This window comes from Mucilaginibacter oryzae (genome assembly GCF_003148845.1).
GTDB classification, from domain to species: domain Bacteria; phylum Bacteroidota; class Bacteroidia; order Sphingobacteriales; family Sphingobacteriaceae; genus Mucilaginibacter; species Mucilaginibacter oryzae.
Genome location: NZ_QGHA01000003.1, coordinates 221,478 through 248,081 on the forward strand (window position 1 = coordinate 221,478; position 26,604 = coordinate 248,081).

The following is a 26,604-nucleotide window of genomic DNA, read 5'->3' on the forward strand; positions in this document are numbered from 1 at the left end:
CGCTTTGTCATCATCACCAGCAAACAGCCAGCCCGAGGTAAAAACCAATATGCACCCCCGCAATAAACATCGTGAGGGGTACGATTTTAAGGCATTGATCAAAACCTTACCGGCGCTGCGCCCCTTTGTGCGGATGAACGATTACGGCAACCAAACCATCAACTTCGCCAACCCATTAGCGGTAAAAACGCTTAACCAGGCGTTGTTGCTGCATTATTACAGTGTAGCGCATTGGGATATTCCTGATGGCTTTTTGTGCCCGCCGATACCCGGAAGGGCGGATTACATTCATTATGTGGCCGATTTACTGGCTGCTGTTAACGGCGGTGTTGTGCGTAAAGGCCGCAAAGTGAGGGTGCTGGATATTGGCACGGGGGCCAACCTGGTTTACCCGATAGTAGGTTTTAAAGAATACGGCTGGAATTTTGTGGGAGCCGAACTCGATTTGGAAGCCATGGCATCGGCTCAAAAAATCATCGAACAAAACACCCACCTAAAACTGGCTGTTGAGCTGAGGCAGCAAAGCAAAAAGGCCGATATATTTAAAGGCATTATCAAACCCGGCGAACTGTTTGACCTAACCATTTGTAACCCGCCGTTTCACGCCTCGGCCAAAGAAGCCGCGGCAGGCTCTGCACGCAAGTGGGACAACCTTGGCTTGCGTAAGGATAAACAACCGATACTTAATTTTGGCGGGCAAAATACCGAACTATGGTACCCCGGCGGCGAGGCCAACTTCCTGAAATTGATGGCCGCTCAAAGCAAGGCTTTTGAAAAACAGGTATTATGGTTTACCACTCTCGTATCAAAAAAAGAAAACCTCAGGGTATTGTATAACGCCCTGCAAAAAGAAGGCGTAAAAGATGTGCAAACCATCAACATGTCGCAAGGGCAAAAGATGAGCCGCCTGATGGCTTGGACTTATTTGACTAATGAAGAACAAAGCGCCTTCAATCGTTAATTTTCACATAATATAAAGGGCCGCTTGGCGGCATGCAAATCTGTTTTATTTGATCTGTGAAGGCCATCATGTATCATCATTCAAATAAATTCATAAATTTAGCATGTGCAAGATTACCTTTTATTTATAGATACCGAAACATCCGGCCTGCCCATTAAGTGGGACCAGCCCTATTGTAATAACGATAACTGGCCTTACGCGCTCCAGGTATCGTGGATAGTGTTTACTAATGATGGCCGGGAAGTAAAGCGGGAAGATCATTACATAAAAGATAACGATTTCATCATCAGCGAAAAGGCTTTTAAAGTACACGGACTTACACCTGAGTTTTTATTAAAGAATGGCGAGTGGCGTAAAGATGTAATGCGCAAACTTGCCAATGATTTGCTTGAATTTGAACCGCTGGTAATAGGCCATTTCATTGAGCTCGACCTGAATGTTGCCGGGGTTGAATTTTTCCGCACCGGCATCGCCAATCCGCTGGATAACCTGAAAACATTTTGCACCATGCTGGCCACCACCAAATGGGTGCAAAACCCGCAGGCCAAATACCTTAGGTTAAACCAATTGTATGAGTTTTTATTTGGCAAGACCTTATACAGGCAGCACAACGCCATAGAAGACGCCGAAGCCACGGCCGAATGTTTTTTTGAAATGCGTAAACGCGGCGATGTTAACGAAGACAGCGTGGAGCACCAGGAAGTTTACCTGCAAAAAATCCGCTCCGAACAAAAATACCTTTTACCTGCCGCCATTATTTTAATATTAATTATCATCATAGCTTTTTGGTTATATGGTTCACCGTCTTGAATTTTTAAGCAAAGTTGCTCCTTTTGATCTGCTCCCGCAGGATGTATTACAGGAAGTTGCCGATCAGTTGCAGGAGATCCGCTACAGTAAGGATACCCTGATCTATCAGCAGGAAGTAACTAAAATGCGCGGCGTTGATATCATTGCCGAAGGCGAATATGAATCTTTTTTTTACGACAGCAAGCAAAACAAGCGCCTGCTTGAGCATCATTACCCGGGCTATTGCTACGGTGGTATTTCGGTATTGCTAAACCGAAAGCAATCTATCCGCACGGTTATAGCTAAAAAAGGCACCACGGTTTTCTTTTTGCACCGTAAAGATTTCCGCTCGCTTTGTAAAGCCTACGAAGAGTTTTTTCAATACTTCACTTCTGATTTTGGCAAGCGGATGCTGAATGACGAATTTGCTCATTTTTATAAAAAACCTGCTACTTTCGAGGAAAGCTATATCGCTTCAGAACAGCTTTACTCGCGCAAGATTGAAAATATCGAATACCGCGACATTGTTTCGTGCAGCAGCGAAACACCTGTTTTTGAAACGGCCCGTTTAATGGCCAAACATAAAGTAAGCTGTATTTTTATCCGGAACAGCCAGGGCGAAATTATTGGCTACGCTACCGATATTACCCTGCGCGATAATGTAACAGCCAAACAGGTTGATACCGCGCAGCCTATAGCCAATGTAATGGATAACCCTATTGTTTGCATTAGCACCAACGCCTATGTTTATGAAGCTATCCTGATGATGTTCCGCACCAAAACGCGTTACCTGCTGATAAAAAATGGCAACGAGTTTGTGGGCAGTATCAGCAGGAATAAATTACTGGCCGAGCAGGCGCAATCGCCACTGGTATTTATCCAGTCAGTAAAACAAGCCATTTCGGTACAGGAACTGAAACGTAAGTGGGAATCTGTGCCGCAAATGGTTACACAATTGCTTGGCAGGGGCGTTAACGCGGAGATAGTGAACCAGGTAATTACCACAATTGCTGATACCGTAGCCGTTAAGGTGATTGAAAGTGTTATTGAAACCATGGGGCAGCCGCCTGCCAAATTTGTTTTTATGGTGCTTGGCAGCGAAGGCCGAAAGGAACAAACCTTTAAAACCGACCAGGATAACGCCATCATTTACGAAGATAAGGCCAACGAGCACCGCGAGCAGGTGCGCGGGTATTTCCTTGACTTTGCCCAACAGGTATCCGAAAAGCTGGACCATATTGGCTTTAGCTTTTGTACAGGCGGCTACATGGCCCAAAACCCCAAATGGACACACTCGCTTTCGCACTGGAAACGCAACTATGAAAGCTGGATGACCGAGGCCGTACCCGAAACAGTGATCCAGTTCTCTACCTTTTTTGATTGCCGCTATTTGTATGGTGAAGCGGGTATCATGAATGAACTTAAAGAGTTTCTGGATGAGGAACTGCAAAAACCACTGGGCAAGATTTTTTTCCACCTGGCAAAAAATGCCCTGCAATATGAGCCGCCGCTAACCTTTTTTAAAAACATCAAAACCTTTACCAAAGGCAGCCAGGAAGTATTCGATATCAAAAAATCGATGACACCTATTGTAGACCTGGTACGCGTTTATGCCCTGCGCCACCGTGTTTTTGAGGTAAACACCGGCGAGCGCCTCAAAGCCCTGAAAGAAAAAGGCGTATTCAGCGAACAGGAAGCACAAGAGCTTACACAATCGTATTATTTCCTGATGAGCCTCAGGTTACGTAACCAGGCATCTCAAATTATACAGGACCGCACCGAACCAGATAATTACATCGACCCGGATAAGCTCACCAAAATTGAAAAGGTTGCGTTGAAGGAGATCTTTAAAACGATCGATAACTTCCAAACCAGGATCAAGCTGGAATTCACTAATAATTTGTTTGGGTAAGCCGGTAACATAAACCGCAATACTTATTTTTCCCTCTTGCCCCGCCGTTTCCCATTGCATAACTTTGTAATATGCCGGGTGCTCAAAACATAAAAGTTGCTGTTGATGCCGTAGTTTTCGGATATACTTCGAAAGAAGGACTATCCGTGCTGCTTATTAAACGCAATATCCAGCCGTTTAAAAACAGCTGGGCACTACCGGGGGGCCTGGTACGCGATGATGAATCGTTAGAAGACGCCGTTCAGCGCGAACTGAGGGAAGAAACCAGCATCAGTATCAGTTACCTTGAGCAATTGTATAGCTTTGGCGAGCCGGGCCGCGACCCACGTAACCGCGTGATTTCCATCACCTACTACGGCCTGGTACGACCAGATGCCTTTGATGTAAAAGCAGATACCGATGCCAGCGACGTAGCCTGGTTCAACATCAAAAAACTCCCCTCGCTGGCTTTCGACCATACTACCATCATCAGCGTGGCGCATGAGCGCCTTAAAAGCAAAATGCTGTACCAACCAGTAGGCTTTGAACTGCTGGAAGAAAAATTCCCCTTCTCCGAACTGGAGAAACTATACCTCGCCGTACTCGACCGCCCTTTTGACCGCCGTAACTTTAAAAAGAAGATCACCAAATACGGCTTTCTGGAAGAGACCAACGAAAAACAAGCCCTTGAAGGCGCCGGCCGCCCGGGCAACCTGTTCCGCTTTAACGAAGAGAAGTATTTTTTGTTGAAGAAGGAAGGGATTAGCTTTGAGATATGAGCAGCCAGCCCCCTCTAAATCTCCCCCGGTAGTGGAGACTTTAAAAATTGCCATCTCGAAAAACCTTTACATCTTCGTAACTATGGCTGCTGGCGCACGCGTGTCGCGTGTGCCCCCGCATTATTAGTATGCTTCCTCCCAAACAAAACCCACCCCTCCCCGCTTTACGATAAGCATCTACAAAAAAATAAAAAAATAATTTGCGTATTAAAAACGCATATTTATATTTGCGTATAATTAACACAAAATAAAATGAAAACCGCAGTAATTATAGCACGCTTCCAAACGCCTTACCTTCACGAAGGGCATAAGGAGTTGATTGCACAGGTTAAGCAAAAACACGCCAAGCTGATTATCTTGCTGGGTGTAAGCCCCATTAAAGGCAGCCGCAAAAACCCTTACGACTATTACACCCGCGAAAAAATGATCAAGAAAGACTACCCCGAGGTAGTTGTTTTGCCGATAAGCGATAACCCGAGCGATAAGATCTGGTCGGAGAATTTGGATAACCTGCTGAAAAGCGTTTTCAGCGCCGAGCAGTTTTGTTTGTACGGTAGCCGCGATAGTTTTATCCCCTACTACAGCGGCAAATTTGAAACCGTTGAGCTGCCCGAACACGGCGATTACAACGCTACCGAGCTGCGTAAGCAATATGCCGATAAGGTATTTGACTCAAAAGATTTCCGCGCGGGCATCCTGTACGCCTACTACAACCAGTACGCTAAAGTTTACCCAACCGTGGATGTCGCCCTGTTCAGGAATAACCGCAGCGAGATATTGCTTGGCAAAAAGGCCATCAACAATAAATGGCGCTTTGTAGGCGGATTTTCTGATCCGGAAGATGCCTGTTACGAGGATGCCGCCAAACGCGAACTCACTGAAGAGTGCGGCGAAATGGAAACAACCACCATGCAATACGAAACATCGGCCAAAATAAATGATTGGCGCTACCGCAGCGAGGCCGATAAGATCATTACCCTGCTGTTTAGCTGCGATTTTATTGATGGCGAGCCACAAGCCCAGGATGATATTGCCGACCTGGCCTGGTTTAAATTAACCGACCTGCCATTCATGATAAAAGACGGTTCTGTAAGTGAAGAACACGTTGATTTGTTTAATTTCATCACCGGCAAATACCTTAAAAACTAAAGCCATGAAAAAGGAAAATCTGATCCTCTTAGCCGACGCATATAAATACGCCCACCATAAATTTTACTACCCCGGCACCACCCAAATTTACAGTTACCTGGAAAGCCGTGGGGGTATGTTTAACGAAACCGTTTTTTTCGGTCTGCAATATTTTTTGAAGGAATACCTGCAGGGGCCTGCCTTTAACCAAATTGATTTGGACGAGGCCGACGAGTTTTTAAAACAGGTTTTTGGTCGTAACGATGTGTTTGATTGCAGCAAGTTTCAATACATACTGGATAAATACAACGGACACCTGCCTGTACGCATCAAAGCCGTGGCCGAGGGCAGCAGCGTACCCACCGGCAACGTGCTCATGACCATCGAAAACACCGACCCGGAATGCTACTGGCTCACCAACTTTTTAGAAACCTTGCTGATGCAGGTTTGGTACCCCTGCACCGTGGCCACCTTAAGCCACGAGGTTAAAAAAGTGGTTACCCGCTACTATGAAGAAACCGCCACACCCGAAGCTTTTGGCGGGATTGGTTTTGTGCTGAATGACTTCGGTTTCCGCGGGGTGAGCAGCGTGGAGAGCGCCAAACTGGGCGGTGCCGCGCATTTATTAAGCTTTGCAGGCAGCGATAACCTGGCCGGATCAGGCATGGCTATCAAATACTATCATGCCGATAAGGTGCATGGCCTCAGCATCCCCGCTACTGAGCACAGCATTTGTACCCTGCTTGGCGAAGAAGGCGAACTCGAGGTATTTAAACATGTACTGCGCAGCTTCCCAACCGGCGTTATTGCCTGCGTGAGCGATAGCTTTAACATTTTCCGCGCCTGCAGCGAGTATTGGGGCGAAGATTTGAAACAGGAAATCCTGCAACGCGACGGCACCCTGGTGATCCGCCCCGATAGCGGCGACCCGGTACGTACCCTGCTCGAGATTTTCAGTATCCTGTTTGATAAATTCGGCTTTACCACCAATGCCAAGGGCTACAAAGTGTTGCCGCCACAGGTTAGGGTGATACAAGGCGATGGCGTTAACTATACCGAGATAGGTGTAATATACGAAGCCCTTAAAGCCAACAGCATCAGCGCCGAAAACCTGGTACTGGGCATGGGCGGCGCCCTACTGCAAAAGGTTGACCGCGACACCCAGAAATTCGCCCTGAAATGCAGCGCTGCGGTAATTGATGGCAAAGAGGTTAACGTAGAAAAAAGTCCTACCGAAATGGATGCCGACGGCAACATTACCCCAAGCTTTAAAAAGAGCAAAGGCGGCCGCCTGAAACTGGTTAAAACTACCGAAGGCTACAAAACCATTCACCAAGGCGAACAACCTGAGCTGGCCGACCAGCTGCAAACCGTTTTTGAGAACGGCCATATCATTAAAGAATTTACCTTTGAGCAGGTAATTAATAATTTGCAGAATTAATAATTAATAGTCACCCAGCAATCCAAAAGCTTTAAGCCTTGCGCATTCAGCCTTTAGCTTTTTTAAAAAAAATGAAAAAACTACTTTTTGCCATAACCGGATACGAATACCTTGCCGAAAAAGTGCTGGCCCTTGGCCACTGCGAGCGCGGCGAAATTGAAGTGAGCCACTTTACCGATGGGGAGCGCTACCAGCGCATCCTATCAAACGTTGAAGGCCGTGAGGTGCTACTGATAGGCGGTACCGTAAGCGATAGCGCCACCCTCGAGCTGTACGATCTGGCCTCATCGCTGGTAAGCTACGGCGCCGATTCGCTTACGCTGGTGATCCCTTACTTTGGCTACAGCACCATGGAACGCGCCGTAAAGCCCGGCGAAATTGTGACCGCCAAAACCCGCGCCCGCCTGCTCTCGGCCATACCCAAATCAAACCGGGGCAACAAGGTAATGCTGTTTGATCTGCATAGCGAGGGCATCCAGTACTATTTTGAGCAGGATCTGTACCCTGTACACGTGTACTGCAAGGACATTGTGATTGAGGCAGCCACCCGCTACGGCGGCGACAATTTTGTAATGGCCAGCACCGATGCCGGCCGCGCCAAATGGGTTGAATCATTAGCCAACGATATGGGCGTAAATGCCGCCTTCATCCTGAAACGCCGCCTAAAAGGCGACCACACCGAAGTAAGCGCCATCAACGCTGACGTAGCCGGCAAAACGGTTATTATTTACGATGATATGATCCGCTCGGGCGGCAGTATTGTAAATGCCGCCCTAACCTATAAAAACGCCGGTGCCGGTGATATTTATGTGATCACTACCCATGGTTTGTTTGTGAATGATGGGATTGGGAAGTTAAAGGCTTGCAGGGTTATTAAGAAGTTGATCTGTACCGATACGCATGTGAATTGCAAGGATTTAGAGGGGGATGATTTTGTGGAGGTGAAGAGTGTGGCGGGTTTGATTTGAGGGTGAGGGGAGTAATCTAAGCAGGAGTAGCCATTCATACCTGCTTAGATTATTCAAAGTTACACATTAGATAAATTCCAAATATCCGATGCCAAATCTCTTAAAACAGCGTCCCGCTGTTGAATGAACTCGAAAAGTTCCGAAGATATATTGATAACTCCGGTCAATTCAGGTAAATAATCTTGTTTTAAGAGATACTTCAACTTTGTAGCTGGAGAACGTTTCGTTTCTATCGTTTCTATATCATGCCTCCTCACTAAACAGTAGTTAGCTACTGAATTTATAACCATTTCCCATTGACCATCTTCAACCTCTTCTGGTTTGTCTACAGTTTCAAAGATTCTTGCAAGAACAAAAGAACTTTGCCTTTTACTTCTCATGAGTTGAACAAAGTTACAATCATGTGTATTAAGATAATACAATATTCGTGCGAAGAAATAATGATAGTAGCCCCAATTATCCATTTGATGAAATTGTGATAATAATGTTCCTTCATTCATCGATTTCTCCAATTCTGAAAATAGCTTTTCTTTTAGCGTACTAACATCTAAGTTTCTTATATTTTTAATAAAATCATACATAGAATACCTTATCGTACTCTGAGTGATCGGCTTACTTAATATAGACCTAACATTTGTATAACAATCAATGAAATTTGCTACAAGCACCAACTTTTCATCTATCACCTTCTCATCATCTATTTTAGAAATTGGAGATAACATCAAAGGATAGAATATTGAATCGGCTAATGGGTAAAAATTCGCAATGTAAATAATATCAAAATCTTCATCGTGGGTCTCCTTCAAACTGTATATTTTAATGTATAATGACGAATAAAAATCAAAATCAGATTGGATAAAAAAGTAATAATCATCAGGTGACTTTAAAAAGGTTTTAGATGGATTATTCTTAACCCAAGAATTGAATTGAGTACCAATAAGTTCAAAATCTTCGTTTTCAGCACCGCTCTGTTTAGTCCTTATCGATACGGCATACTTCGCCCGCAGCCAAGCTCTAAAAAAATCTAAATCGCCGTCTGTTTGACTATTAATCTCCGCAATTCTCGACTTCCAAAATTCATTCATTTCATCACTTTTCTCTTCGTCATTTATCTTCGATAAAAGAAAGCCTTTGAGAATTTCAGTGGGGCTAAGAGTCATACCCCTGTCGTTCATTGTTTCGAAAATCGTATAAGCATTTTCCATACTATATGCCTTTACCTCTACAAGTAGTACCTTTTCGAGCAACCATTCTACAAAAAGAGGTAATTTATTTTGACTAAGAATATCTTCAGGGAATAACTTGGTTATATCTTCATATCTGTCAATAATATTCAAAACTGATTGATCATATTGAATATCTCTACCATCTTGCTCTTTGCTATCGAATTCTTCAACGTTGCTGTATATTGTATCAGGGCTCTGTAATAAGTGTTCAATAACCTTTCTTCTTGTTTCAACATTTAAGACCAAAGTTCTTTTACCTGCTTTGGTAACGTAAAAGAAGGGATTGAGATCTCGCAATTGATTTTTACCTAACTCTAAATGTGATTGTGCGTGATTAAGGAAAATAAGTAATAAAGTAAAAGAGGTAAGACGCTGCTGACCATCAACAATTGATAATTCGTTCTTATCTTCACAAAGAACAATCGGCCCCATATAATAACAATCATATTGATCATAGTCATCAATCTGATGTCCCTCATCGTAGTTATTTAAAAAACTGGTAGTTAAATCACTAATCAACGCTTCAATATGTTTTCTTTGCCATCTATATTCTCGTTGAAACGCATCAATCCGATATCTTTGACCATTAAGTACCTCTGTTAATTTTTTATCTTTAGCGTCAATCTTATTTGCTATATGTCCCATATTACTTAAGTTCTTTTATGATATGTTTAAGGATAAAAAATGCGTGTTCATAAATTGGTTGATTTATTTGTGTTGGATCTAAAAGTCCATGAAACAACAAGCATCTTAATTCGTAAAGAATCTGCACGAGGCCCTTAGCTATTAATTCTGTATCATTATTAAATCTAATTTTAGCATGTGCATCAAGCTCAATATAATCACTTTTCACTCTTGAAGTTGAAATAAAATCAGTCCCCTTATTCGGATCTATAAGTTGGAAACATTTCTTTATTTTCTCTTTGTTTTTTGCGTCAAGCGTTATATATTGATTATCAGTCAGAAAAGCCTTAAAATCATACGGATTAAATGTCTTATCCATCAAAGTTTTACTACTTTTGTCTATTATAACAGCTCTGTAGCCAGTATTCTTATTTGGAATAGCCTTATAAATAGTACCTCTCTTGTCGGTATCTGTAGCAGGCGCAGGGATTACGCCGTCAATCACTACTGATTTAAACGAAATCTTTTTTCCATAATTAGTAATACTTCTTTTTTCTAACTCCTCATGCAATTGCGCCAAGCGAAATCTAAAATCTCTGCTATCCAAATCCTTTTCATTGTCAAGCAGAGCTTGAATTCTGTTCCTAACCTTATTCTTTGTATTTTTTATTTTTTCAAGAGCTACACTATCTTTAGTTGTCGCATATTCAGAAAAATACCAGGCATTGAGAGGGATCCAAGCCTTTATAAACATTACATAGTAATCTGGATCGGCTTTAGATATCCAGTTATCAATATGTGCTTTAATTGACATCGGTTTGTGATATTTGGTTTAAGCAACAATGCGCTTAAATATATATATTTTCATATCACATTTTAATTTTATCATTAAATAATCTTATGAATGCAATAAGTTCCCTAATTGGTCGAAGTTTAGTGTAGCGTAATTTCATCCTAAACTACTCAAACATCCTGTAAAACTGTATATTTTTATAAGCTTTCAAGCCTTATCGCTCGACTACTGCAGAGTTAAAGATTTAAAACGCCTTGGGTTAAAATTACGCTATAGTCAACTTCGTTCAGAGAAAGAAATTCTCGATAAAACAACAAACGGCTGACTAACTTTGCCAGCCGTTAACAGTGGTCATCTATCACTGTAATAATAACCTTTACCGTCACAAGTTGGGCATTTTCTTCTGCCATCGCAGGTTGAACATTTCCCCCACCACAATCCTTTACCTGTTCCTCCACAGCCATAACATTTTCGTGTGCCATCACAACTTTTGCAAGTTTTTTTGGTTGCCGCCATACGACTGAATTTGTTGCCTACTCTTACAATATGCGGTTTTCGGCTTACCCCGATGTAGCAATTGGTTTATTGTTGCAGAATATGCCTAATTGCAAACACTTTCGAATATACGAAGTAACTTATATATAATATATATAAATAGTTTTTTTTTATTTTATAAAATTCTATTTATCAACAAATTAAATACAATAATTAATTAAAGATTTAAAAATGTTGAAATTATTAAATACTTTTCCTCCGATTAAATCTAATTCTCCGCTGCCGCAAGCGTCCTCGCTTGTGGCCCGCGTTTAGGTTTACAACATGCTATACCGCTTATATAACTTAGCATGATGACCACCCCACGCTGCAGCAAGCGTACTCGCTTGTGGCCCGCGTTTAAGTCTATAACCCCCAACTGGTCGAAGTTTAGCGGCAACTTAACTTCGTCCTAAACTGAGGCAAGCATTCTGCTTGCGTAGCCCCGCCTGGTCGAAGTTTAGCGCCAGCGTAACTTCGTCCTAAACTCACGCAAGCATCCTGCTTGCGTGACATATCAAGATATTACTTTGAAAGTTCTATGGATCGACAACCGTAAAGTTAAGCTGAAAGTTTAAAACAGTTTAGGTCGAAGTTACGCTACCGCTAAACTTCAACCAGACAAAGACGTTTCAGGCGCTTGCCTTATAAAAATGCTGCATACGCCCAACTGGCGCATATGCGGCGCAGAAAAAATCTTTGTACTGTTACATGCCCTTAACTATACCTCAAATACAAATCCGATAATATATCTACTTCAAATACAAACATTCTAACTTAAAAATATCAATTTTTAATAACAAAAGCATTTAGCTCTGCCATTTTGCCATCACGAAATTTCCAAACATCGCAAAAAGCATAGTTTACAATTTTCCCCCGATCATCCTTTAGTTGGATTGATCCGATAGCAACCAGGTCATCACCACTTTCTACATACCTATTGATTTGGAATGTTGATTCATCATAAGCATTCGCAAGATATTCGCGTACCTTATCTTTACCATCAAGGATACGATCGCCCACATATGTCCATTTCGTATCTTCCGTACAATAAGTCAGGAATCCTTCGTAATCACCTCTGCTAAATGCTTCGTTGGCTTTTTCTAATATTTCGCGGTTACTCATATCCTTAATAATTAGTATAATGATTCGTTGTTTTAAAGCATCTTAACTGCATTGCATTTCGGCAACACAATATTACACCCTATTGTTAGTGGATAAGCTTTTGTGGTTAAGTTTTCAACGGGGTTACGTTATCGCTAAACCCGCGGCAGATTGCGCATGTATTTATTCCTCTGTATTTTTAGATGCCCTGTTGATCATCGCATTCAAGGTTAAGCCCTGCACGATAACTGAAAATATCACGATAAAATAACATCCAGAGAGAATAAGGTGCCGATACGGGGTATTGGGTAACGATAATGCAAGCGCTATGGATATGGCGCCCCGCAGCCCGGCCCAGGTCATGATGTTGATATTACTGTAGTTAACGTTTAAACTACGCCTTAAAAAAGTGAGCGGAAGCATAATGCTTAACCACCGCGCAATTAAAACGGTTATAATTGATAAACTACCCGTAACCCAATAATTGTTCACGAAAGGCAGGTTGATTAGTTGCAGCCCAATCATTACAAACAGTATGGTATTCAGGATCTCATCTACCAGCTTCCAGAATTTCTCTAACGCCTGGTGCGATCGCTCCTTTTCGTCCTGGTTAATGGATTGGCTCCCTGCAAACAAGCCGGCAGTAACAACAGATAGCGGTATGGAAAAATTAAGCAAAACAGCCAGTACTGATAAACCCATCACCAGGGCCAGCGAAATAAGTACTATGGTTTGAAAATCCTTTACCGAATGCATCAGTTTATGTGCTATAAAGCCCAAAACAGCGCCTGCCAAAATACCACCAACTATTTCTTTGATGAGGGGCATAACTACTTTTGCCAACTCAATTTTTTCCTCGCCAACCCGGGCAACCTCCAATATCCCCACAAACAACATCAATCCGATACCATCATTAAACAATGATTCGCCCGAAATAATGGTTTCAAGATGTGCGGGCAATTTAGAGTTTTTAATAATTGCCGATACAGCTACCGGATCTGTAGGTGAGATGAGCGCCCCAAACAACAAACAATAAATCAGCGGCATATGAATATGAAAAACCGGGGCCACATAAAACAACAATAACCCGAATATCGCGGTTGATAAAATCACGCCGAGTGTGCTCAGCACAAAAACTGGCCGCATTTCGCGCTTTAATTTCCGCCCGTCAAGGTTAAAGGAACTTGAAAACAGCAGAAAGCCCAAAAGAATATTAAGTACTACTTTTGAAAAATTTATATTTTTTGACAGGCTTCCAAAATAATTGGCAACGGATGGGTTTACTTTATCCACAACCAATATCACAATGGATGTGATGGTAGCCAGCAACACCAGCCCTATTGTACCGGGCAGTTTAATAAAGCGCGCGTTGATGTATGAAAAAACCGCGCTGACGATAACCAATAAAGCAATTACAACAAACAGATCCATAAATACTTACCATTAAGGATTTAAAAGGATTATTGTTTGCTATTATCTCACCTCGGGGTCGGTCATTCCTGTTTTGGTATTAAACTGGCGAATAATCAACCTGTTATCGCTGTTTTTGGTAAAGTAGTTGATTGCCCAGCTAAAAAAGATGATGCCTTTGTTGGTAAAGCCCGCTAACGACATGATGTGTACCAGCCCCCAAACCAGCCAGGCAAAAAATCCCTGGAAATGAATTTTTCCCAAATCAGCCACAGCTTTATTGCGGCCAATAGTTGCCAGCGAACCTTTATCCTTATATTTAAACGGTACTAAAGGCTTACGTTTAAACATCCGGTGAACATTTTCGCCCAAATTTTGCCCCTGCTGAATGGCTACGGGGGCAACGCCGGGATGCCCGTTGGGGTATTCGTCGGTAATCATGGCGGCCACATCGCCTATGGCATAAATATTTTCGTAGCCTTTTACTTTGTTAAACTCGTCAACAAGGATCCGGTTGCCCCTCGCGATGCTTTCGGCGGGGATACCTTCCGGAAATTCGCCCTTTACGCCGGCCGCCCATAATACATTGCGGGTAAGTATGTTGGTACCGTCATTAATTTTAAGCAGGTAGCCATTATAGCTTTCTACGTGTACGCTATTGTAAATGGTCACGTCCATATCCTGCAGAAACTCTTTGGCTTTGGCCCGGGCCCTGGGCGAAAAGGCGGCAAGCAGTTCCGCCTTGCCTTCAACCAGGTAAACCTTCATGGCATGTTTGCGCAAGCCGTGATAATCCTTCATCAGAATCAGTTCCCGCATTTCGGCCAACGCGCCCGACAGCTCCACACCGGTAGGCCCGCCTCCTACTACCACAAAAGTCATTAGTGCGGCTTTTTCTTCCGGGTCTTTTGAAACGAGCGACATCTCGAGGTTTTGCAGTATCAGGCTGCGGAGATTGAGCGCCTCGGGGATATTTTTCATCGGCATGGCAAAACGCTCTATCTCCTTATTGCCGAAAAAATTGGTATTAGAACCGGTGGCTATCGCCAGGTAATCGTAATAAATGGTGCCGATATCAGTATCCAGCGTGTTGCTTTCAGGATTGATCTTTTTAACGTCTGCAAGTGCGAAACGAAAGTTTTGCTGCCGGGTAAAGATACGCCTCAAAGGGAAACCGATCGAATCGGCAGCAATAGAACCGGCAGCCACCTGGTATAACAAAGGCTGAAAAGTATGATAGTTGTGCTTATCGATCATCAGCACATCAACCGGCGCGTTTTTTAATTTCTTAGCTAACTCAATTCCCCCGAAACCTCCGCCGATGATAGCTACGCGTGGCCTGGTACTCTTTTTTTGCTCCATAGGTAGATATAAGCAATAATGATGCATTAAAGTTTGTCAATATTACTAAAACTTTCATAATCAAAATGTAAACTCTCCGCAACATTTCGTCGCATCGTTTTGCAAGATATTATTAAAAAAACCGGCTTATTTTATTAATTTAGGGTGATTTTTATTAAAAAAATCGGAAATTTGGCAAAAATATAGCTATATTAACAACAGCAATGAGCAAAATTGATACAGATCATATCAAATTGGATAAATTGGCATCAAATAACGCCCTTTATATAATCAAAATAGGGGGAAATGTTATTGATAATTCAGAAAACCTGTATCATTTTTTAAAGGACTTTGAGGCGCTTGAAGGCAATAAGATCCTGGTACATGGGGGCGGGAAAGTGGCCACGCAGATGGCGGAAGACCTGGGCATCGAATCGAAAATGGTTGATGGCCGCAGGATCACGGATATTGAAACGTTACGTGTGGTTACCATGGTTTATGGAGGCCTCATTAATAAAAACATCGTAGCGCAACTACAACGCTTTGGTAATAACGCGATTGGCTTAACAGGCGCCGATGGTAATTTTATTAAAGCGGTGAAACGGCCCGTAAAAACAATCGACTATGGGTATGTGGGTGATATAGTGAAGGAATCTATTAACCCGCAAAACATCGGCAAGTTATTGGATGCCGGCTTTACCCCCGTTTTTTGCGCGATAACGCACGACGGCGATGGACAACTGCTTAATACCAATGCCGATACCATTGCCTCGGCGCTGGCGGTATCGTTATCGGCGCTGTATGAAACTACCCTCATTTATTGTTTTGAGAAGAAAGGTGTACTGAAAGATATTAACGACGAAGAATCATTGATCAGCGAGATTGATCCGGAACGTTACGAACAACTGAAAGAAGAAAAAATAATACACAGCGGCATGCTGCCCAAACTCGATAACGCCTTTACTGCCATATCATGCGGGGTAAAAGCGGTAATCATAGGCAAGTCGGACGAACTTGGACAGCTGAAAGATAAAAAACCATTTGGAACACGTTTAACTAACAACGCATGAACTCACAACAGCACATCTCTATTTTAGGCTCTGGTAACATAGGCCTGTCATTAGCCAAAGGTTTAGTTAAAGCCGGAATTTGTAAACCCCAGCAAATCTCCCTCACCCGCCGTAATATTGCCGCTCTTAGCCAATATGCCGAGCAGGGTTACCATGTATCTGATAATAACCTGCGCGCCGTGCGCAAAGCCGATATTGTTGTGCTGGCCGTACTTCCGCAGCAGCTTAACAAACTGCTGGATGAAATAAAGCCATCATTAAAACCGGATAAGCAATTACTCATCTCGGTGATATCGGGCGTTAGCTGTGCCGATATCCGACAGCACCTGGATCTTAACGTGCAGATCATTCGCGCCATGCCCAATACCGCTATTGCCATCGGTCACTCCATGACCTGTATCGCTACCGATAACGGCACCAACAAAAATATCAACCTCGCGCGTTCGCTGTTTGATACCGTTGGCGTAACCATACAGATCAACGAAGAACTGATGACCTCGGCTACAGCCCTTTGTGCCTGTGGTATCGCTTTCTTTTTACGTTCCATCCGTGCGGCTTCGCAGGGTGGTACCGAAATTGGGTTCCATGCGCATGATGCACTTAAAATGGCGGCACAAACTGCCAAAGGGGCGGCAGATCTGCTGCTGCAACTTGCATCGCACCCGGAACAGGAAATTGACAAGGTAACATCGCCAAGCGGCTGTACCATTGCAGGCCTTAACGAAATGGAACACCATGGCTTCAGCTCGGCCATGATCAAAGGGATCCGCCTCTCGGCTGAGAAAGCGGGCGACCTGTATAAAAAGGATTGATATCAGCTTAAAACAGAAAGCCTGACGACACAAACAAATTCGATAAACACAAAAATCATTATATTTCGATCGTTTTGATACAGGCTATCAAAACGGGAAACTTTTAAACAACAGTAAAAACACAAGTTATTATTAGTCAGCACAGTACCTGATATGGCATAATAATAGCCTTTTGCCTGTTGAACTTTCAATTATAAAATGTTAACAGTAGAAAAAATCGGCGGAACGTCCATGTCCGCTTTGGGCGATGTGATCAAAAACATCATCCAGTTTGAACGCAGCGGCGACCAGCTTTACAACCGCATATTTGTAGTATCGGCCTTTTCGGGAGTAACCAATCTCCTGCTTGAAAATAAGAAGACCGGCGCCCCCGGTGTTTACCATAAGCTGGCCACTTATAAGGATTTTCATCCCCTGCTTAAGCAATTGATTGTTAAACTTAAGCAGCTTAATAAAACCTACGAAAGCCTTGGCCTTAACCTGGCCGAAGCAGATAAGTTTATTGAAACCCGTATTAAAGACGCGCAAACTTACCTCGAAAACCTGGCCAACATCCTGGCATCGGGCTATGTAGGTAAAGAAGGTATTTTACAGGCCGCCCGCGAAATCCTGGCATCTATTGGTGAAAGCCACTCGGCATTTAACTTTACCAATATCCTGCAAAACATGGGAATCAACGCTACTTTGGTTGATTTAAGCGGCTTTCACGATCACCGGGCATTAACTATCGATCAGCGCATCAGGAAAGAGCTTGCCCATATCGATTTTTCAAAAACCATCACCATTGTTACCGGATACGCCAAAGGTACCGAAGGTATTATGCGCGAGTTTGACCGTGGCTACTCTGAAGTTACGTTCAGCAAAATAGCCGTTGCCGTAAAACCGCAGGAAGCGATTATCCACAAAGAATACCACCTGTGTACCGCCGACCCGCAGTTGGTTGGGGTTGAAAACTGTTTCCCGGTAGGTAATACCAATTATGATGTTGCCGATCAGCTGGCGGATGTGGGTATGGAAGCCATTCATCCTAAAGCATCCAAACCACTGGAAATAAACGATATCGACCTCAGGATCAAAAACACCTTCCAGCCCGAACACCCCGGCACGCTCATTACCCGCGAATACATTTGCGATACCAAGCGTGTTGAGGTGATTACCGGTACCGATAAGGTGATCATGATCGATATTTACGATCCGTCGATGGTGGGAAACGTAGGTACCGACTTCCACATTATGCAGCTGTTTTACAAATATGGTGTAAGCTATAGCTTTAAGGCTACCAGCGCAAACAGCATCTCAATTGTTATATGGGAGAAAGATCATAATAAAAAACTGATTGCCGAACTTGAAGATAACTACGAAAAAGTAGCCGTTGAAAAAATGGCGATGGTTTGCTTAATTGGCTCTAACATGGATCAGCCGGGCTTGCTGGCCAAATCTGCAACTGCGTTGGCTCAGCAGGGTATCAATATCAGGAGCTGTGGTTTTGCTTTGAGAATGGTAAACATCCAGTTTTTGGTGGCACGGGAAGATTTTAACGAAGCCATCCGCGCTTTGAATAAGGCCATGTGCTGATTTGAGGCGAAAGGATAAAGGTAAAAGGCGAAAGGTTAGTTGCGATAGGTAACTAACCTTTTATTTTTATAAATTAGCGGTGTTATCCTAAACTTCCTCCATGTCCGACACCTTAACATACCAGTATAATCAGCCTTCGTCATTAAGCAAGGTAAACAACAGCGACGAACTTTTCCTGGCTCAATACAGCGAAGTGCAAAAAAAAGATGCCTCCTGCTTTTTTTGGGGCAAACTTACCGATCCTTATGTTGTTTCGCGTTGCCTGCTTACGCTTTCAAACGTGGTAAAATCAAGTTTCAGCCTCTCGCCCTTTGATTTGATGATGCTGAAAGATCCTATTGTAACCGCCGGTAATGAAAAAATAAGGTTTGAAGGATTTTCGCATTGTGCAGGGGTATACGCCCGTGTTGATGTACTGGGCGACGGGCACGATGGCGAGTTTCTGGAAAACGGCACTACTAATGTCGATTTTAACCAGCCTATGCTATCAGCCCTGAGTAGCGTTCGCCGTAATGAAGAGGTATTGCTTTCTATCGGTAAAAAGGAGGTTACTTTACACCGGGAGGAGGGTAAAGTGGTTGAGCGTAAGGTGCCGCTGCCAACCAAATGGATCAAGGGCTTAACCAGTGTACAGGTATTCCTGTCCGAATCAGAACCGGCCTGCAAATTTAACCGGTTGCAGGCTATACAACTATTTAAAAGCATCCCACCTGGCAAACCCAAAACCGATTATTATTTACTGGTAAGAGGCGGAAAACCGATGTTCTCGCCGGTGCAGGCAGCAAACGCCATAACCGTTGGCGGGGTTCATCGCCTTAAATTAATTGAACCATTATTGCTGATTGCCGATCAACTACAGGTTTTTGCCCATAAAAATCAGCAATCAACCACTTGGCAGGTTTACATTGGCGCGGTCCGGTTCAGTCTTTCAATATCGCGGGATGCATGGCGCGGTTTTTCCGGAGAGGGTGCAGCGCTTGAATCGTTGATAGAAGATGTGCCCGAAAACTGGATAGAGCTGATGGATAGTTACAGCTATGCCAACCAGGAGTTTAACCCTACGCTGCTTGCCGTAAATGAAGGCCTTGATTTAAAAAAGGTTGAAAATTTAACGGGCAGGCTATCTGCCATTGGCTTACTGGGGTTTGACCTGGATGATAATAATTTCTTTTACCGTCGTTTACCCTTTAAAACAAGCCGTATCCTTACCTTAAACCCAAGGTTAAAAGATGCTGAAAAGTTAATAGCAGAAGGAAAAGTACAGATCAAATCAAATACCGGCAACCGTATAGAGGCCGAAGTGGAAGGAAGCGGCGTACACCATATGGTACTGCTGGAAAACGGCCAGGAACGCTGCACCTGCATGTGGTATAGCAAAAACCAGGGCGAACGCGGTGTTTGCAAGCATATTTTAGCGGTAAAAAAATTATTGGCCAATTAAGCTGTTTGATTGAGATGAGCACTTTTGCCGAACAATATCTGAAACTTTTACAAGAGCAACGCCAGGCCGATCTTTTTCCGCTGCTACAGACGCTTACTGATGCAGAGAAAAAGAAATTTGTGCCGGAATTAAAAAAGCTGGATACCCAATATTTTAAATATGAAATTATAGGTAAATCTAAATGGGGCGGCGATGAGTACGGTTTTAAATCTACAGATATTCAAAGATATATACTTAATATTACTCATTTTGTAGTTTACAACCGAAAAGATTTTGAAAAAGCCAACTCCGGAAGTGTGATCAAAAAAAAGGTGCTGGATACCATTTTGCCCTGGCACTGCCCCACATGGTTTAGTGACTATATGAATAGCTTTGGCGGTAACGAGTTTATACCACACTTTATTGATTACGAATGGTATATGGAATTGGTAGAGGGAGGATATGTAACCGAATCGGCATCGTTAATTGCCAGGATTTTGCCGCGTGCCATTTTTAAACCGCTCGACCGGGGACAGGCCTACCATCCCGAACTATTGGCTGAACGACCGGTTACGTTGCAAAAACATATCTGGTATATATTTGAACATGGCGGCGAGGTGCATTGGTCGGATGGAAATGAACAGTATTGGCTCAAAACTTTTAAAGATTTCTGCGAACGTGGTCTTTTAGAACGTTCAAGAGTGCTGAAAGAGGCGGCAATGTGTTTTAACCGCAATTTTAACCAAAGCTTGGCAGGCTGGTTTACTAATCTCCTGGTTTACCTTGAACCTAATAAAGCCGAACTGATCAAATTACAATCAATATTGCTGAATACATTAAACTCCCCGCATTCCAAACCAGTTAACACTGTCTTGAAACTGCTTAAAGATATAGCGGGAGACGATGGTTTCGAACAAGATCAATTTATAGAACATTGCCCACTGGTGCTCTCGTCCGATTCAAAAACAACGGTCACAAACACCTTGATGATCCTCGAAAAACTGGCAAAAAAGCACCAGAACAGGCGCAACGAAATAAGTATACTGGCCAGCCAGGCACTCATTCACCAGGACGATAAACTACAGGTACGCACCGCCAAGCTCATTTCCAAATACGCTGACAGCACCTCGTTAGATGTTTGGGAGGCCGTTTCTGCTTATCAGCAGGGATTGCTTTTTGAAGCGAGAACTATTCTTGAGCCTTTCCTGATACCTGAAGCCCCGGCTGACGATGAAGCTGCTCATTTTAACCTGACAACGGAACCGGCAGAACGCGAACCGATTCCTTTTCCGAAAAATTTTGATGAACTGGTATACCTGGCCAGCCAGGCTTTTGATCAGAATGAGGCCTACCATTTCGATCTGCTTCCGGCAGCCATATTAAGCTTTCAGCACGAAATGACGGAAGACAACATCCGCAAACTACTTCCTGCGTTTCAGCGCGCTTTTAAAACCACCACCGGCGATTGGGTGAGCGACCGTGGCTACCTTGACAGTTTGCTGTCCAAGTTTTTAACAAGCTATGGTTTGTTGCTGATTAAATTTTATCCCAGCGCCGCGCAATCATTTAAAGACCTGTACGACGACCATCTCAGTAAATTAAAAGAAAAAAACCAGGACACCAGGTGGTTTGAAAGCGGCATTAAAGCCTGGGAAGTGTATACACATTCCAAAGGCTATAAACCCCACAAACACATTTTGCTTAATGCCTTTTGGGCCCTTGAGCATAACCTCCAGGTACCGCTGCTTTCCACACCAACTCACCAGCCTTCGCTTGTTGACGTAAAAGAGTTGATCCGCAGGATCAGCGTGTATCAAAGCAGGAACACCCGCCCGGGCTTAATGGACTACCAGGTAGCTGTGATGCGCTGCTTTGCAGATAACCGGGATGAAGCTATTTCACTTGCAAATACGCTTTTAAGAGGCGAATCGCGTCAATTGATTGGTTTTATTTTAGGCGAAGATCATCAGCCTGCCCCACAACATCACCTGCAGCCGGTTTGGCTTGCGGCGGTTTTAACCCACCGGCGCCATCTGATAAACCAATGGGCGGGGTACAGCAAGTGGAGTGAAGAATACTTATTGGCTAATTTCAGCTGGTCATCTTACATAGAACATTACGAGCAGGACAGGTATAACTATCAAACACGGGTAAACGAAAAGATACCGGCTACCCGGGAGGCGGTAATCGTATCGATAGATAAAAAAGAGGCCACCCCGGTTATCTCAGGTATTAAGAGTTTATGGAATAAGCTTACCGGCAACAAAACCGCGGCCGCGTATGAAGAAGGCTATTTTGATTTTGTTGAGCTGAAATATAAATACATTTCGGCCGAGCAGAATGACATTAAGCGATTAATTTACTTAAGCCCCCATTGGCCTGAGCATTGGTTAATGTATATAAATAAAGACGCTTTCCGTTATTTTGACCTGCAGGGCGAAAACGACAAAAAGCTTGTAATTTATGCCCTGGAGGCGCTGATGACGCTTAAATACAACTATGGCGAAGCCGGTCATTTATTTATAGCTACCTGTATGCTGCTTAACGACAAAACCGTACGTTTATATGCTGCCGAACTATGGATAAAGGGGGTGAAAGAACAAACCTTAAACAGTAAAAAGCTTGGTGAAATTATAGGTAAACACGAGTACAACGGCCTCGCTCCCCTTAAACGTTTTACAGATCTCATCTTTTCAGGCATGCTGCACATTTCTCCGGTTCATGACCGGGAAATGGAACAATTACTTACAGCCTGTATCAGTAGCATGAACAAAAAACCTGTAAACAACACCAAAAAACTGCTTGATATTTATCTTGAAGTATTGGCTGCCAATAAACAACCTGTAATTGACGCGCAGGCATCAGCTATATTAACCGAATGGGAAAAATCCGGTAATAGCTTAACCGCGGTTATCGGGCGCATTAAACAGGGATTTTCCATCCAAAAATCATAACACATAAGGCCGGACAATTGTAACATTAGCACAGCATATTTTTTAAAAGCCGGCACTTTTCAGGATATTTAGGTTTTACATGTGCCTGCCATGCTTAAACATTTACTTTTTTCAGTTGCTTTATTGTTTGTTTCGCTCAACTTATGTGCGCAGAACGCAAGTAAAAAACCTTTGGATCATTCTGTTTTTGATGGCTGGCAAAGCGTTACCGGCCAGCGGATTAGCAACGACGGTAAATGGGTGGCGTACGTTGTAAAACCGCAGCAGGGCGATGCCGAGCTTGTGATTAAAGATTCAAAAAACAAAAGCACAAAAAAAGTTCCGCGTGCCGACACGGTAAAAATAACCGGCGATTCAAAATACGCTGTCTGCCTCATCCGGCCGTTTTATAAAGACATCCGTCAGGCGAAAATTAAAAAGAAAAAACAGGCCGATTTTCCCAAAGATACGCTCGGCATTATTCAATTAAGTTCAGGTGTCCTGAGTAAGGTTGCGGCGATACGCTCATTTAAAATGGCCGAAAACGTGCCGGTGTTGGTTTACCTCGCAGCTGCCGACACGATAAAAAAACCGGCCACCGGCGATACCTCAAAAAAAGCTGTTGCTGCGGCAGTCGCCCCGCCAACCCCTAACGGCGCCGATCTCACCATTAAAAATTTAACCGATAAAACCGAACGTACCTTTAAACAGGTTACCGATTACCAGATCAGTAAAAACGGAAAATGGATTGCATTTGCCGTCACAGCTTCGCCCAAGCAAAAAGACATGACAGCCGGATTGTACTTGTTCGACAGCGAAACGAATACGGTTAAACGATTAAGCACAGTTAAAGGTAGCTATCACAATATCATATTTGATGATGCCGCCCGGCAATTAGCTTTCACCGCCGAAAAGAACCCCGAAAAAGCATTGGTGAAACCCTTTAAACTGTATTACTACAATACAACAAAGGATACCGCCGAAGTTATTGCAGCCGAGGGGTTTGCTGGCGTACCGGATAACTGGGCGGTGAGCGGCGAGGGTAAAGTTAGTTTTAGCAAAAGCGGCAATAGCCTTTTCTTTGGCACCGCCCCTATCCCCAAACCCGCCGATACTACGCTTGTTGATTTTGAGGTTGCCAGGCTTGATATCTGGAATTATAAGGACGACTACCTGCAGCCCCAGCAACTCAAAAACCTGCAAGCGGAACTAAAAAGAAGTTACGTTGCCGTAATAAAACCCAACGAGCCCTTCCCTAAAATCATGCAATTAGGCAGTAAAGCAATCCCTGAGATATTAATTGCCGAAAATAAGGATGCCCGTTATGTGTTGGGCGTTACAGATACCGGGGCACGGGTACCGGCGCAATGGGAAGGCGGCACCAGGCAACAGGCTATTTTAATTGATACCAAAAGCGGCAACCACCGCCTTATTAACGGACCGGCTTTTAGCCGCTATTATATTTCGCCGCATGGCAATTATGTTTTATGGTTCGACAGCAAACAACAATCCTGGTTCAGCTATAACATCGCCAACGGGCAACGGGTAAACCTGGGCAAATCTACAGGTACGAGTATGGGTGACGAGCTGAACGACGTACCCGGATTTCCATCAGCTTACGGGCTGGCCGGTTGGACAGAAGGTGATAAGCGGGTTTTTATTTACGATAGATACGATATCTGGAGCATTGATCCTGCTACAGGTGATGCCTTTAATTTCACTGGTGGCACAGGCCGGAAAAACAAGCTCATCATGAGGTATGATCAAACCGACCCCGAACAAAAGTTTATACCGGCCACCGAACCAATGTGGCTTTTAACCCAAAACGAAGAAACCAAGCAATGGGGCTATTATAAAAAAATGCCAAACGGCCAAAACCCGCCTAATAAGGTGATGATGGCCGCCATGAGTTATGATAACCTGTTAAAAGCAAAAAAGGCTGATGTTTATATATACACCAAGGCAAACTACAAACTTTCTCCCAACCTGTACATTTCGGCCGATTTAAAAAAGGAAACAAGGCTAAGCGATATCAACCCGCAACAGGATGAATATAACTGGGGCACCGCCGAATTGGTTAAATGGATTACCCCTAAAGGCTACAAATCAACCGGGATATTGTACAAACCCGAAGATTTTGACCCGGCAAAAAAATACCCGATGGTGGTTTATTTTTATGAAAAACTATCGGACGGGCTTTACAATTACATAGCACCGGCCCCCACCCCGTCGCGCCTGCCAATATCTTTTTTTGTAAGCAATGGTTACCTGATTTTCGCGCCGGATATCAGCTATCAAACAGGGCACCCGGGGGCTTCGGCCGTTGAGTTTATCAACTCGGGGGTCGAAGCATTGAAAAAAAATCCATGGGTTGATGGGGCGCACATCGGCATACAGGGCCAAAGCTGGGGCGGTTACCAGGTGGCTTATCTCATTACCCAAACCAATATGTATGCGGCGGCCTGGGCTGGTGCCCCGGTTGTTAACATGACCTCGGCCTATGGCGGCATCCGCTGGGAGTCGGGCCTGAACCGCCAGTTCCAGTATGAAAAATCGCAAAGCCGCATCGGGGCCACACTTTGGGAAAAACCGGATTTATATATCGAAAACTCGCCGCTATTTCAACTCCCTAAGGTAAAAACCCCGGTAGTGATTATGAGTAATGATGCTGACGGCGCCGTACCGTGGTACCAGGGTATTGAAATGTTTACCGCCCTGCGCCGCCTGGGCAAACCGGTATGGCTATTGCAATACAATGGCGAGGCCCATAATTTAGTGCTGCGGCAAAACCGAAAGGATATCACCATCAGGGAGCTGCAGTTTTTTGATCATTTTTTAAAGGGAGGGCCTATGCCGGCCTGGATGGACAAGGGTGTACCCGCGGTTGATAAAGGGAAAGACTGGGGCCTGGAATTGGAAAGATGAAATTAGTCCTTCAAAAACAGGCCATAATGCCCTTTGGCTTCAGCAGTTGGTTACCAGGCCTTGTCGCCCACTAAGGGCACAAACCTAAAGGTATCCAGCACTATCTTCTCGTAATCATTTTCGCCAACCCTTAATATCGTAACCATTTTTTGTGTCTCTTCATCGCCTACCGGAATAACGAGGATTCCGCCGATTTTCAATTGTTTCAGTAGTATTTCGGGCACGGTTGGCGCGCCGGCTGTTACAATAATTTTATCATAGGGAGCATATTCGGCTTTACCTATCGAACCATCGCCCAGAAAAAAAAACGCGTTATAACCCATTTTTTCGGGCAACACATATTTGGTGCGATGATATAGTTTCTCCTGCCGCTCAATAGTATAAACTGTAGCGCCAAGTTCCAGCAGGATACAGGTTTGATAACCGGAGCCCGTACCAATTTCCAATACCTTATCCCCTTTACGGATATGCAGCAGTTCGGTTTGATAAGCTACCGTATAAGGCTGCGATATGGTTTGCCCCTCGCCTATCGGGAAGGCGATATCCTTGTAAGCCTGGTTCCAGAATGTTTCATCAAAAAAGTAATGTCGTTTTACCCTGCCTATCGCTTCCAACACGTGTTCGTCACCTATTCCTTTTTTTCTTAAAACATCAACCAACCTTTTCCGGGCACCTTGTTCGCGATAATTATCAATATACTTATAGGACATTTCGAAGGCAAAGTTAACACGTTTTTTGGTATAGGTTATGCCAGTAGCCTGTTTTAGGCTACACAATAATTTATGTGGTTCATTAGTAAAAATTTAATTTTCGAAACAGATCAATAAAAGGAAACGCCGGGCAAAATTGCCCGGCGTTTCCTTTTATTGATGGTCAAATA

Annotated in this window: 20 protein-coding genes; 13 read left to right on the forward strand and 7 right to left on the reverse strand. The window is 43.7% G+C overall.

Features of this window, described 5'->3' with window-relative positions; all coding sequences use genetic code 11:
* The first annotated feature begins 4 nt into the window (after positions 1-4).
* From rlmF to LX99_RS10240, 7 genes are all read left to right on the forward strand, one after another.
* Positions 5-961: a 23S rRNA (adenine(1618)-N(6))-methyltransferase RlmF gene (gene rlmF, locus LX99_RS10210; protein ID WP_245927888.1), complete on the forward strand. Its 957-nt coding sequence runs from the start codon at positions 5-7 to the stop codon at positions 959-961.
* Positions 962-1,066: 105 nt separating this feature from the next.
* Positions 1,067-1,771: a 3'-5' exonuclease gene (locus LX99_RS10215; RefSeq protein ID WP_109607793.1), complete on the forward strand. Its 705-nt coding sequence runs from the start codon at positions 1,067-1,069 to the stop codon at positions 1,769-1,771.
* Positions 1,755-3,662, forward strand: a complete 1,908-nt coding sequence (locus LX99_RS10220; RefSeq protein ID WP_109607794.1) for a DUF294 nucleotidyltransferase-like domain-containing protein — start codon at positions 1,755-1,757, stop codon at positions 3,660-3,662. Before LX99_RS10215 ends, LX99_RS10220 begins: the two co-directional genes overlap by 17 nt.
* A gap of 71 nt (positions 3,663-3,733) precedes the next feature.
* Positions 3,734-4,420: an NUDIX hydrolase gene (locus LX99_RS10225; protein ID WP_022832448.1), complete on the forward strand. Its 687-nt coding sequence runs from the start codon at positions 3,734-3,736 to the stop codon at positions 4,418-4,420.
* A 252-nt stretch (positions 4,421-4,672) separates the two neighbouring features.
* Positions 4,673-5,569, forward strand: a complete 897-nt coding sequence (locus LX99_RS10230; RefSeq protein WP_109607795.1) for an NUDIX domain-containing protein — start codon at positions 4,673-4,675, stop codon at positions 5,567-5,569.
* A gap of 4 nt (positions 5,570-5,573) precedes the next feature.
* Positions 5,574-6,989 carry a nicotinate phosphoribosyltransferase gene (locus LX99_RS10235; protein ID WP_109607796.1) on the forward strand — a complete coding sequence of 472 codons (1,416 nt, stop codon included), beginning with the start codon at positions 5,574-5,576 and terminating at the stop codon, positions 6,987-6,989.
* Positions 6,990-7,060: 71 nt separating this feature from the next.
* Positions 7,061-7,957: a ribose-phosphate diphosphokinase gene (locus LX99_RS10240; RefSeq protein WP_109608065.1), complete on the forward strand. Its 897-nt coding sequence runs from the start codon at positions 7,061-7,063 to the stop codon at positions 7,955-7,957.
* A 59-nt stretch (positions 7,958-8,016) separates the two neighbouring features.
* Here the strand turns inward: LX99_RS10240 and LX99_RS10245 are convergent, their stop codons facing one another.
* The 6 genes from LX99_RS10245 to LX99_RS10265 all read right to left on the reverse strand — a co-directional run bounded on the left by LX99_RS10245 (position 8,017) and on the right by LX99_RS10265 (position 15,010).
* The gene (locus tag LX99_RS10245; RefSeq protein ID WP_109607797.1) at positions 8,017-9,828 is read right to left on the reverse strand and encodes a DUF262 domain-containing protein; all 1,812 of its coding nucleotides are present in this window, start codon (positions 9,826-9,828) and stop codon (positions 8,017-8,019) included.
* Between the two features lies 1 nt (position 9,829).
* Positions 9,830-10,621 (reverse strand): hypothetical protein, encoded by a 792-nt coding sequence (locus LX99_RS10250; protein ID WP_109607798.1) that lies wholly within the window; start codon positions 10,619-10,621, stop codon positions 9,830-9,832.
* A gap of 320 nt (positions 10,622-10,941) precedes the next feature.
* The gene (locus LX99_RS25625; protein ID WP_170122668.1) at positions 10,942-11,082 is read right to left on the reverse strand and encodes a hypothetical protein; all 141 of its coding nucleotides are present in this window, start codon (positions 11,080-11,082) and stop codon (positions 10,942-10,944) included.
* 838 nt (positions 11,083-11,920) lie between these two features.
* Positions 11,921-12,259 carry a nuclear transport factor 2 family protein gene (locus LX99_RS10255; protein WP_109607799.1) on the reverse strand — a complete coding sequence of 113 codons (339 nt, stop codon included), beginning with the start codon at positions 12,257-12,259 and terminating at the stop codon, positions 11,921-11,923.
* 162 nt (positions 12,260-12,421) lie between these two features.
* Complete coding sequence (locus tag LX99_RS10260; RefSeq protein ID WP_109607800.1) at positions 12,422-13,669, reverse strand: cation:proton antiporter; 1,248 nt, start codon at positions 13,667-13,669, stop codon at positions 12,422-12,424.
* Positions 13,670-13,711: 42 nt separating this feature from the next.
* Positions 13,712-15,010, reverse strand: coding sequence for an NAD(P)/FAD-dependent oxidoreductase (locus LX99_RS10265; protein ID WP_109607801.1), 1,299 nt, complete (start codon positions 15,008-15,010; stop codon positions 13,712-13,714).
* A 203-nt stretch (positions 15,011-15,213) separates the two neighbouring features.
* Between LX99_RS10265 and argB the strand changes: the two genes are divergently transcribed.
* From argB to LX99_RS10295, 6 genes are all read left to right on the forward strand, one after another.
* Positions 15,214-16,059 (forward strand): acetylglutamate kinase, encoded by an 846-nt coding sequence (gene argB, locus LX99_RS10270; RefSeq protein ID WP_109607802.1) that lies wholly within the window; start codon positions 15,214-15,216, stop codon positions 16,057-16,059.
* Positions 16,056-16,871 carry a pyrroline-5-carboxylate reductase gene (gene proC / locus LX99_RS10275; RefSeq protein ID WP_109607803.1) on the forward strand — a complete coding sequence of 272 codons (816 nt, stop codon included), beginning with the start codon at positions 16,056-16,058 and terminating at the stop codon, positions 16,869-16,871. Before argB ends, proC begins: the two co-directional genes overlap by 4 nt.
* A 198-nt stretch (positions 16,872-17,069) precedes the next feature.
* A complete protein-coding gene (locus LX99_RS10280) occupies positions 17,070-18,446 on the forward strand; it encodes an aspartate kinase (RefSeq protein ID WP_109607804.1) in 1,377 nt (458 codons plus the stop codon).
* Positions 18,447-18,546: 100 nt separating this feature from the next.
* Complete coding sequence (locus LX99_RS10285; protein WP_109607805.1) at positions 18,547-19,887, forward strand: hypothetical protein; 1,341 nt, start codon at positions 18,547-18,549, stop codon at positions 19,885-19,887.
* Positions 19,888-19,901: 14 nt separating this feature from the next.
* Positions 19,902-22,820, forward strand: a complete 2,919-nt coding sequence (locus LX99_RS10290) for a DUF6493 family protein (protein ID WP_146203095.1) — start codon at positions 19,902-19,904, stop codon at positions 22,818-22,820.
* Positions 22,821-22,991: 171 nt separating this feature from the next.
* A complete protein-coding gene (locus LX99_RS10295) occupies positions 22,992-25,724 on the forward strand; it encodes an alpha/beta hydrolase family protein (RefSeq protein WP_245927889.1) in 2,733 nt (910 codons plus the stop codon).
* A gap of 50 nt (positions 25,725-25,774) precedes the next feature.
* On the opposite strand, the gene LX99_RS10300 is transcribed toward LX99_RS10295, so the two are convergent.
* Complete coding sequence (locus LX99_RS10300; RefSeq protein ID WP_109608066.1) at positions 25,775-26,434, reverse strand: protein-L-isoaspartate(D-aspartate) O-methyltransferase; 660 nt, start codon at positions 26,432-26,434, stop codon at positions 25,775-25,777.
* Positions 26,435-26,604: the final 170 nt, after the last annotated feature.

What these genes read in the sequence shown, in the direction of transcription:
- LX99_RS10240 (WP_109608065.1), top strand. Translation starts at nt 7,061, where the DNA reads ATGAAAAAACTACTTTTTGCCATAACCGGATACGAATACCTTGCCGAA.
- LX99_RS10225 (WP_022832448.1), top strand. Translation starts at nt 3,734, where the DNA reads ATGCCGGGTGCTCAAAACATAAAAGTTGCTGTTGATGCCGTAGTTTTC.
- LX99_RS10300 (WP_109608066.1), bottom strand. Translation starts at nt 26,434, where the DNA reads ATGTCCTATAAGTATATTGATAATTATCGCGAACAAGGTGCCCGGAAA.
- proC (WP_109607803.1), top strand. Translation starts at nt 16,056, where the DNA reads ATGAACTCACAACAGCACATCTCTATTTTAGGCTCTGGTAACATAGGC.
- LX99_RS10230 (WP_109607795.1), top strand. Translation starts at nt 4,673, where the DNA reads ATGAAAACCGCAGTAATTATAGCACGCTTCCAAACGCCTTACCTTCAC.
- LX99_RS10265 (WP_109607801.1), bottom strand. Translation starts at nt 15,010, where the DNA reads ATGGAGCAAAAAAAGAGTACCAGGCCACGCGTAGCTATCATCGGCGGA.
- argB (WP_109607802.1), top strand. Translation starts at nt 15,214, where the DNA reads ATGAGCAAAATTGATACAGATCATATCAAATTGGATAAATTGGCATCA.
- LX99_RS10255 (WP_109607799.1), bottom strand. Translation starts at nt 12,259, where the DNA reads ATGAGTAACCGCGAAATATTAGAAAAAGCCAACGAAGCATTTAGCAGA.
- LX99_RS10235 (WP_109607796.1), top strand. Translation starts at nt 5,574, where the DNA reads ATGAAAAAGGAAAATCTGATCCTCTTAGCCGACGCATATAAATACGCC.
- LX99_RS10285 (WP_109607805.1), top strand. Translation starts at nt 18,547, where the DNA reads ATGTCCGACACCTTAACATACCAGTATAATCAGCCTTCGTCATTAAGC.
- LX99_RS10220 (WP_109607794.1), top strand. Translation starts at nt 1,755, where the DNA reads ATGGTTCACCGTCTTGAATTTTTAAGCAAAGTTGCTCCTTTTGATCTG.
- LX99_RS10260 (WP_109607800.1), bottom strand. Translation starts at nt 13,669, where the DNA reads ATGGATCTGTTTGTTGTAATTGCTTTATTGGTTATCGTCAGCGCGGTT.
- LX99_RS10290 (WP_146203095.1), top strand. Translation starts at nt 19,902, where the DNA reads ATGAGCACTTTTGCCGAACAATATCTGAAACTTTTACAAGAGCAACGC.
- LX99_RS10250 (WP_109607798.1), bottom strand. Translation starts at nt 10,621, where the DNA reads ATGTCAATTAAAGCACATATTGATAACTGGATATCTAAAGCCGATCCA.
- LX99_RS10280 (WP_109607804.1), top strand. Translation starts at nt 17,070, where the DNA reads ATGTTAACAGTAGAAAAAATCGGCGGAACGTCCATGTCCGCTTTGGGC.
- LX99_RS10245 (WP_109607797.1), bottom strand. Translation starts at nt 9,828, where the DNA reads ATGGGACATATAGCAAATAAGATTGACGCTAAAGATAAAAAATTAACA.
- LX99_RS25625 (WP_170122668.1), bottom strand. Translation starts at nt 11,082, where the DNA reads ATGGCACACGAAAATGTTATGGCTGTGGAGGAACAGGTAAAGGATTGT.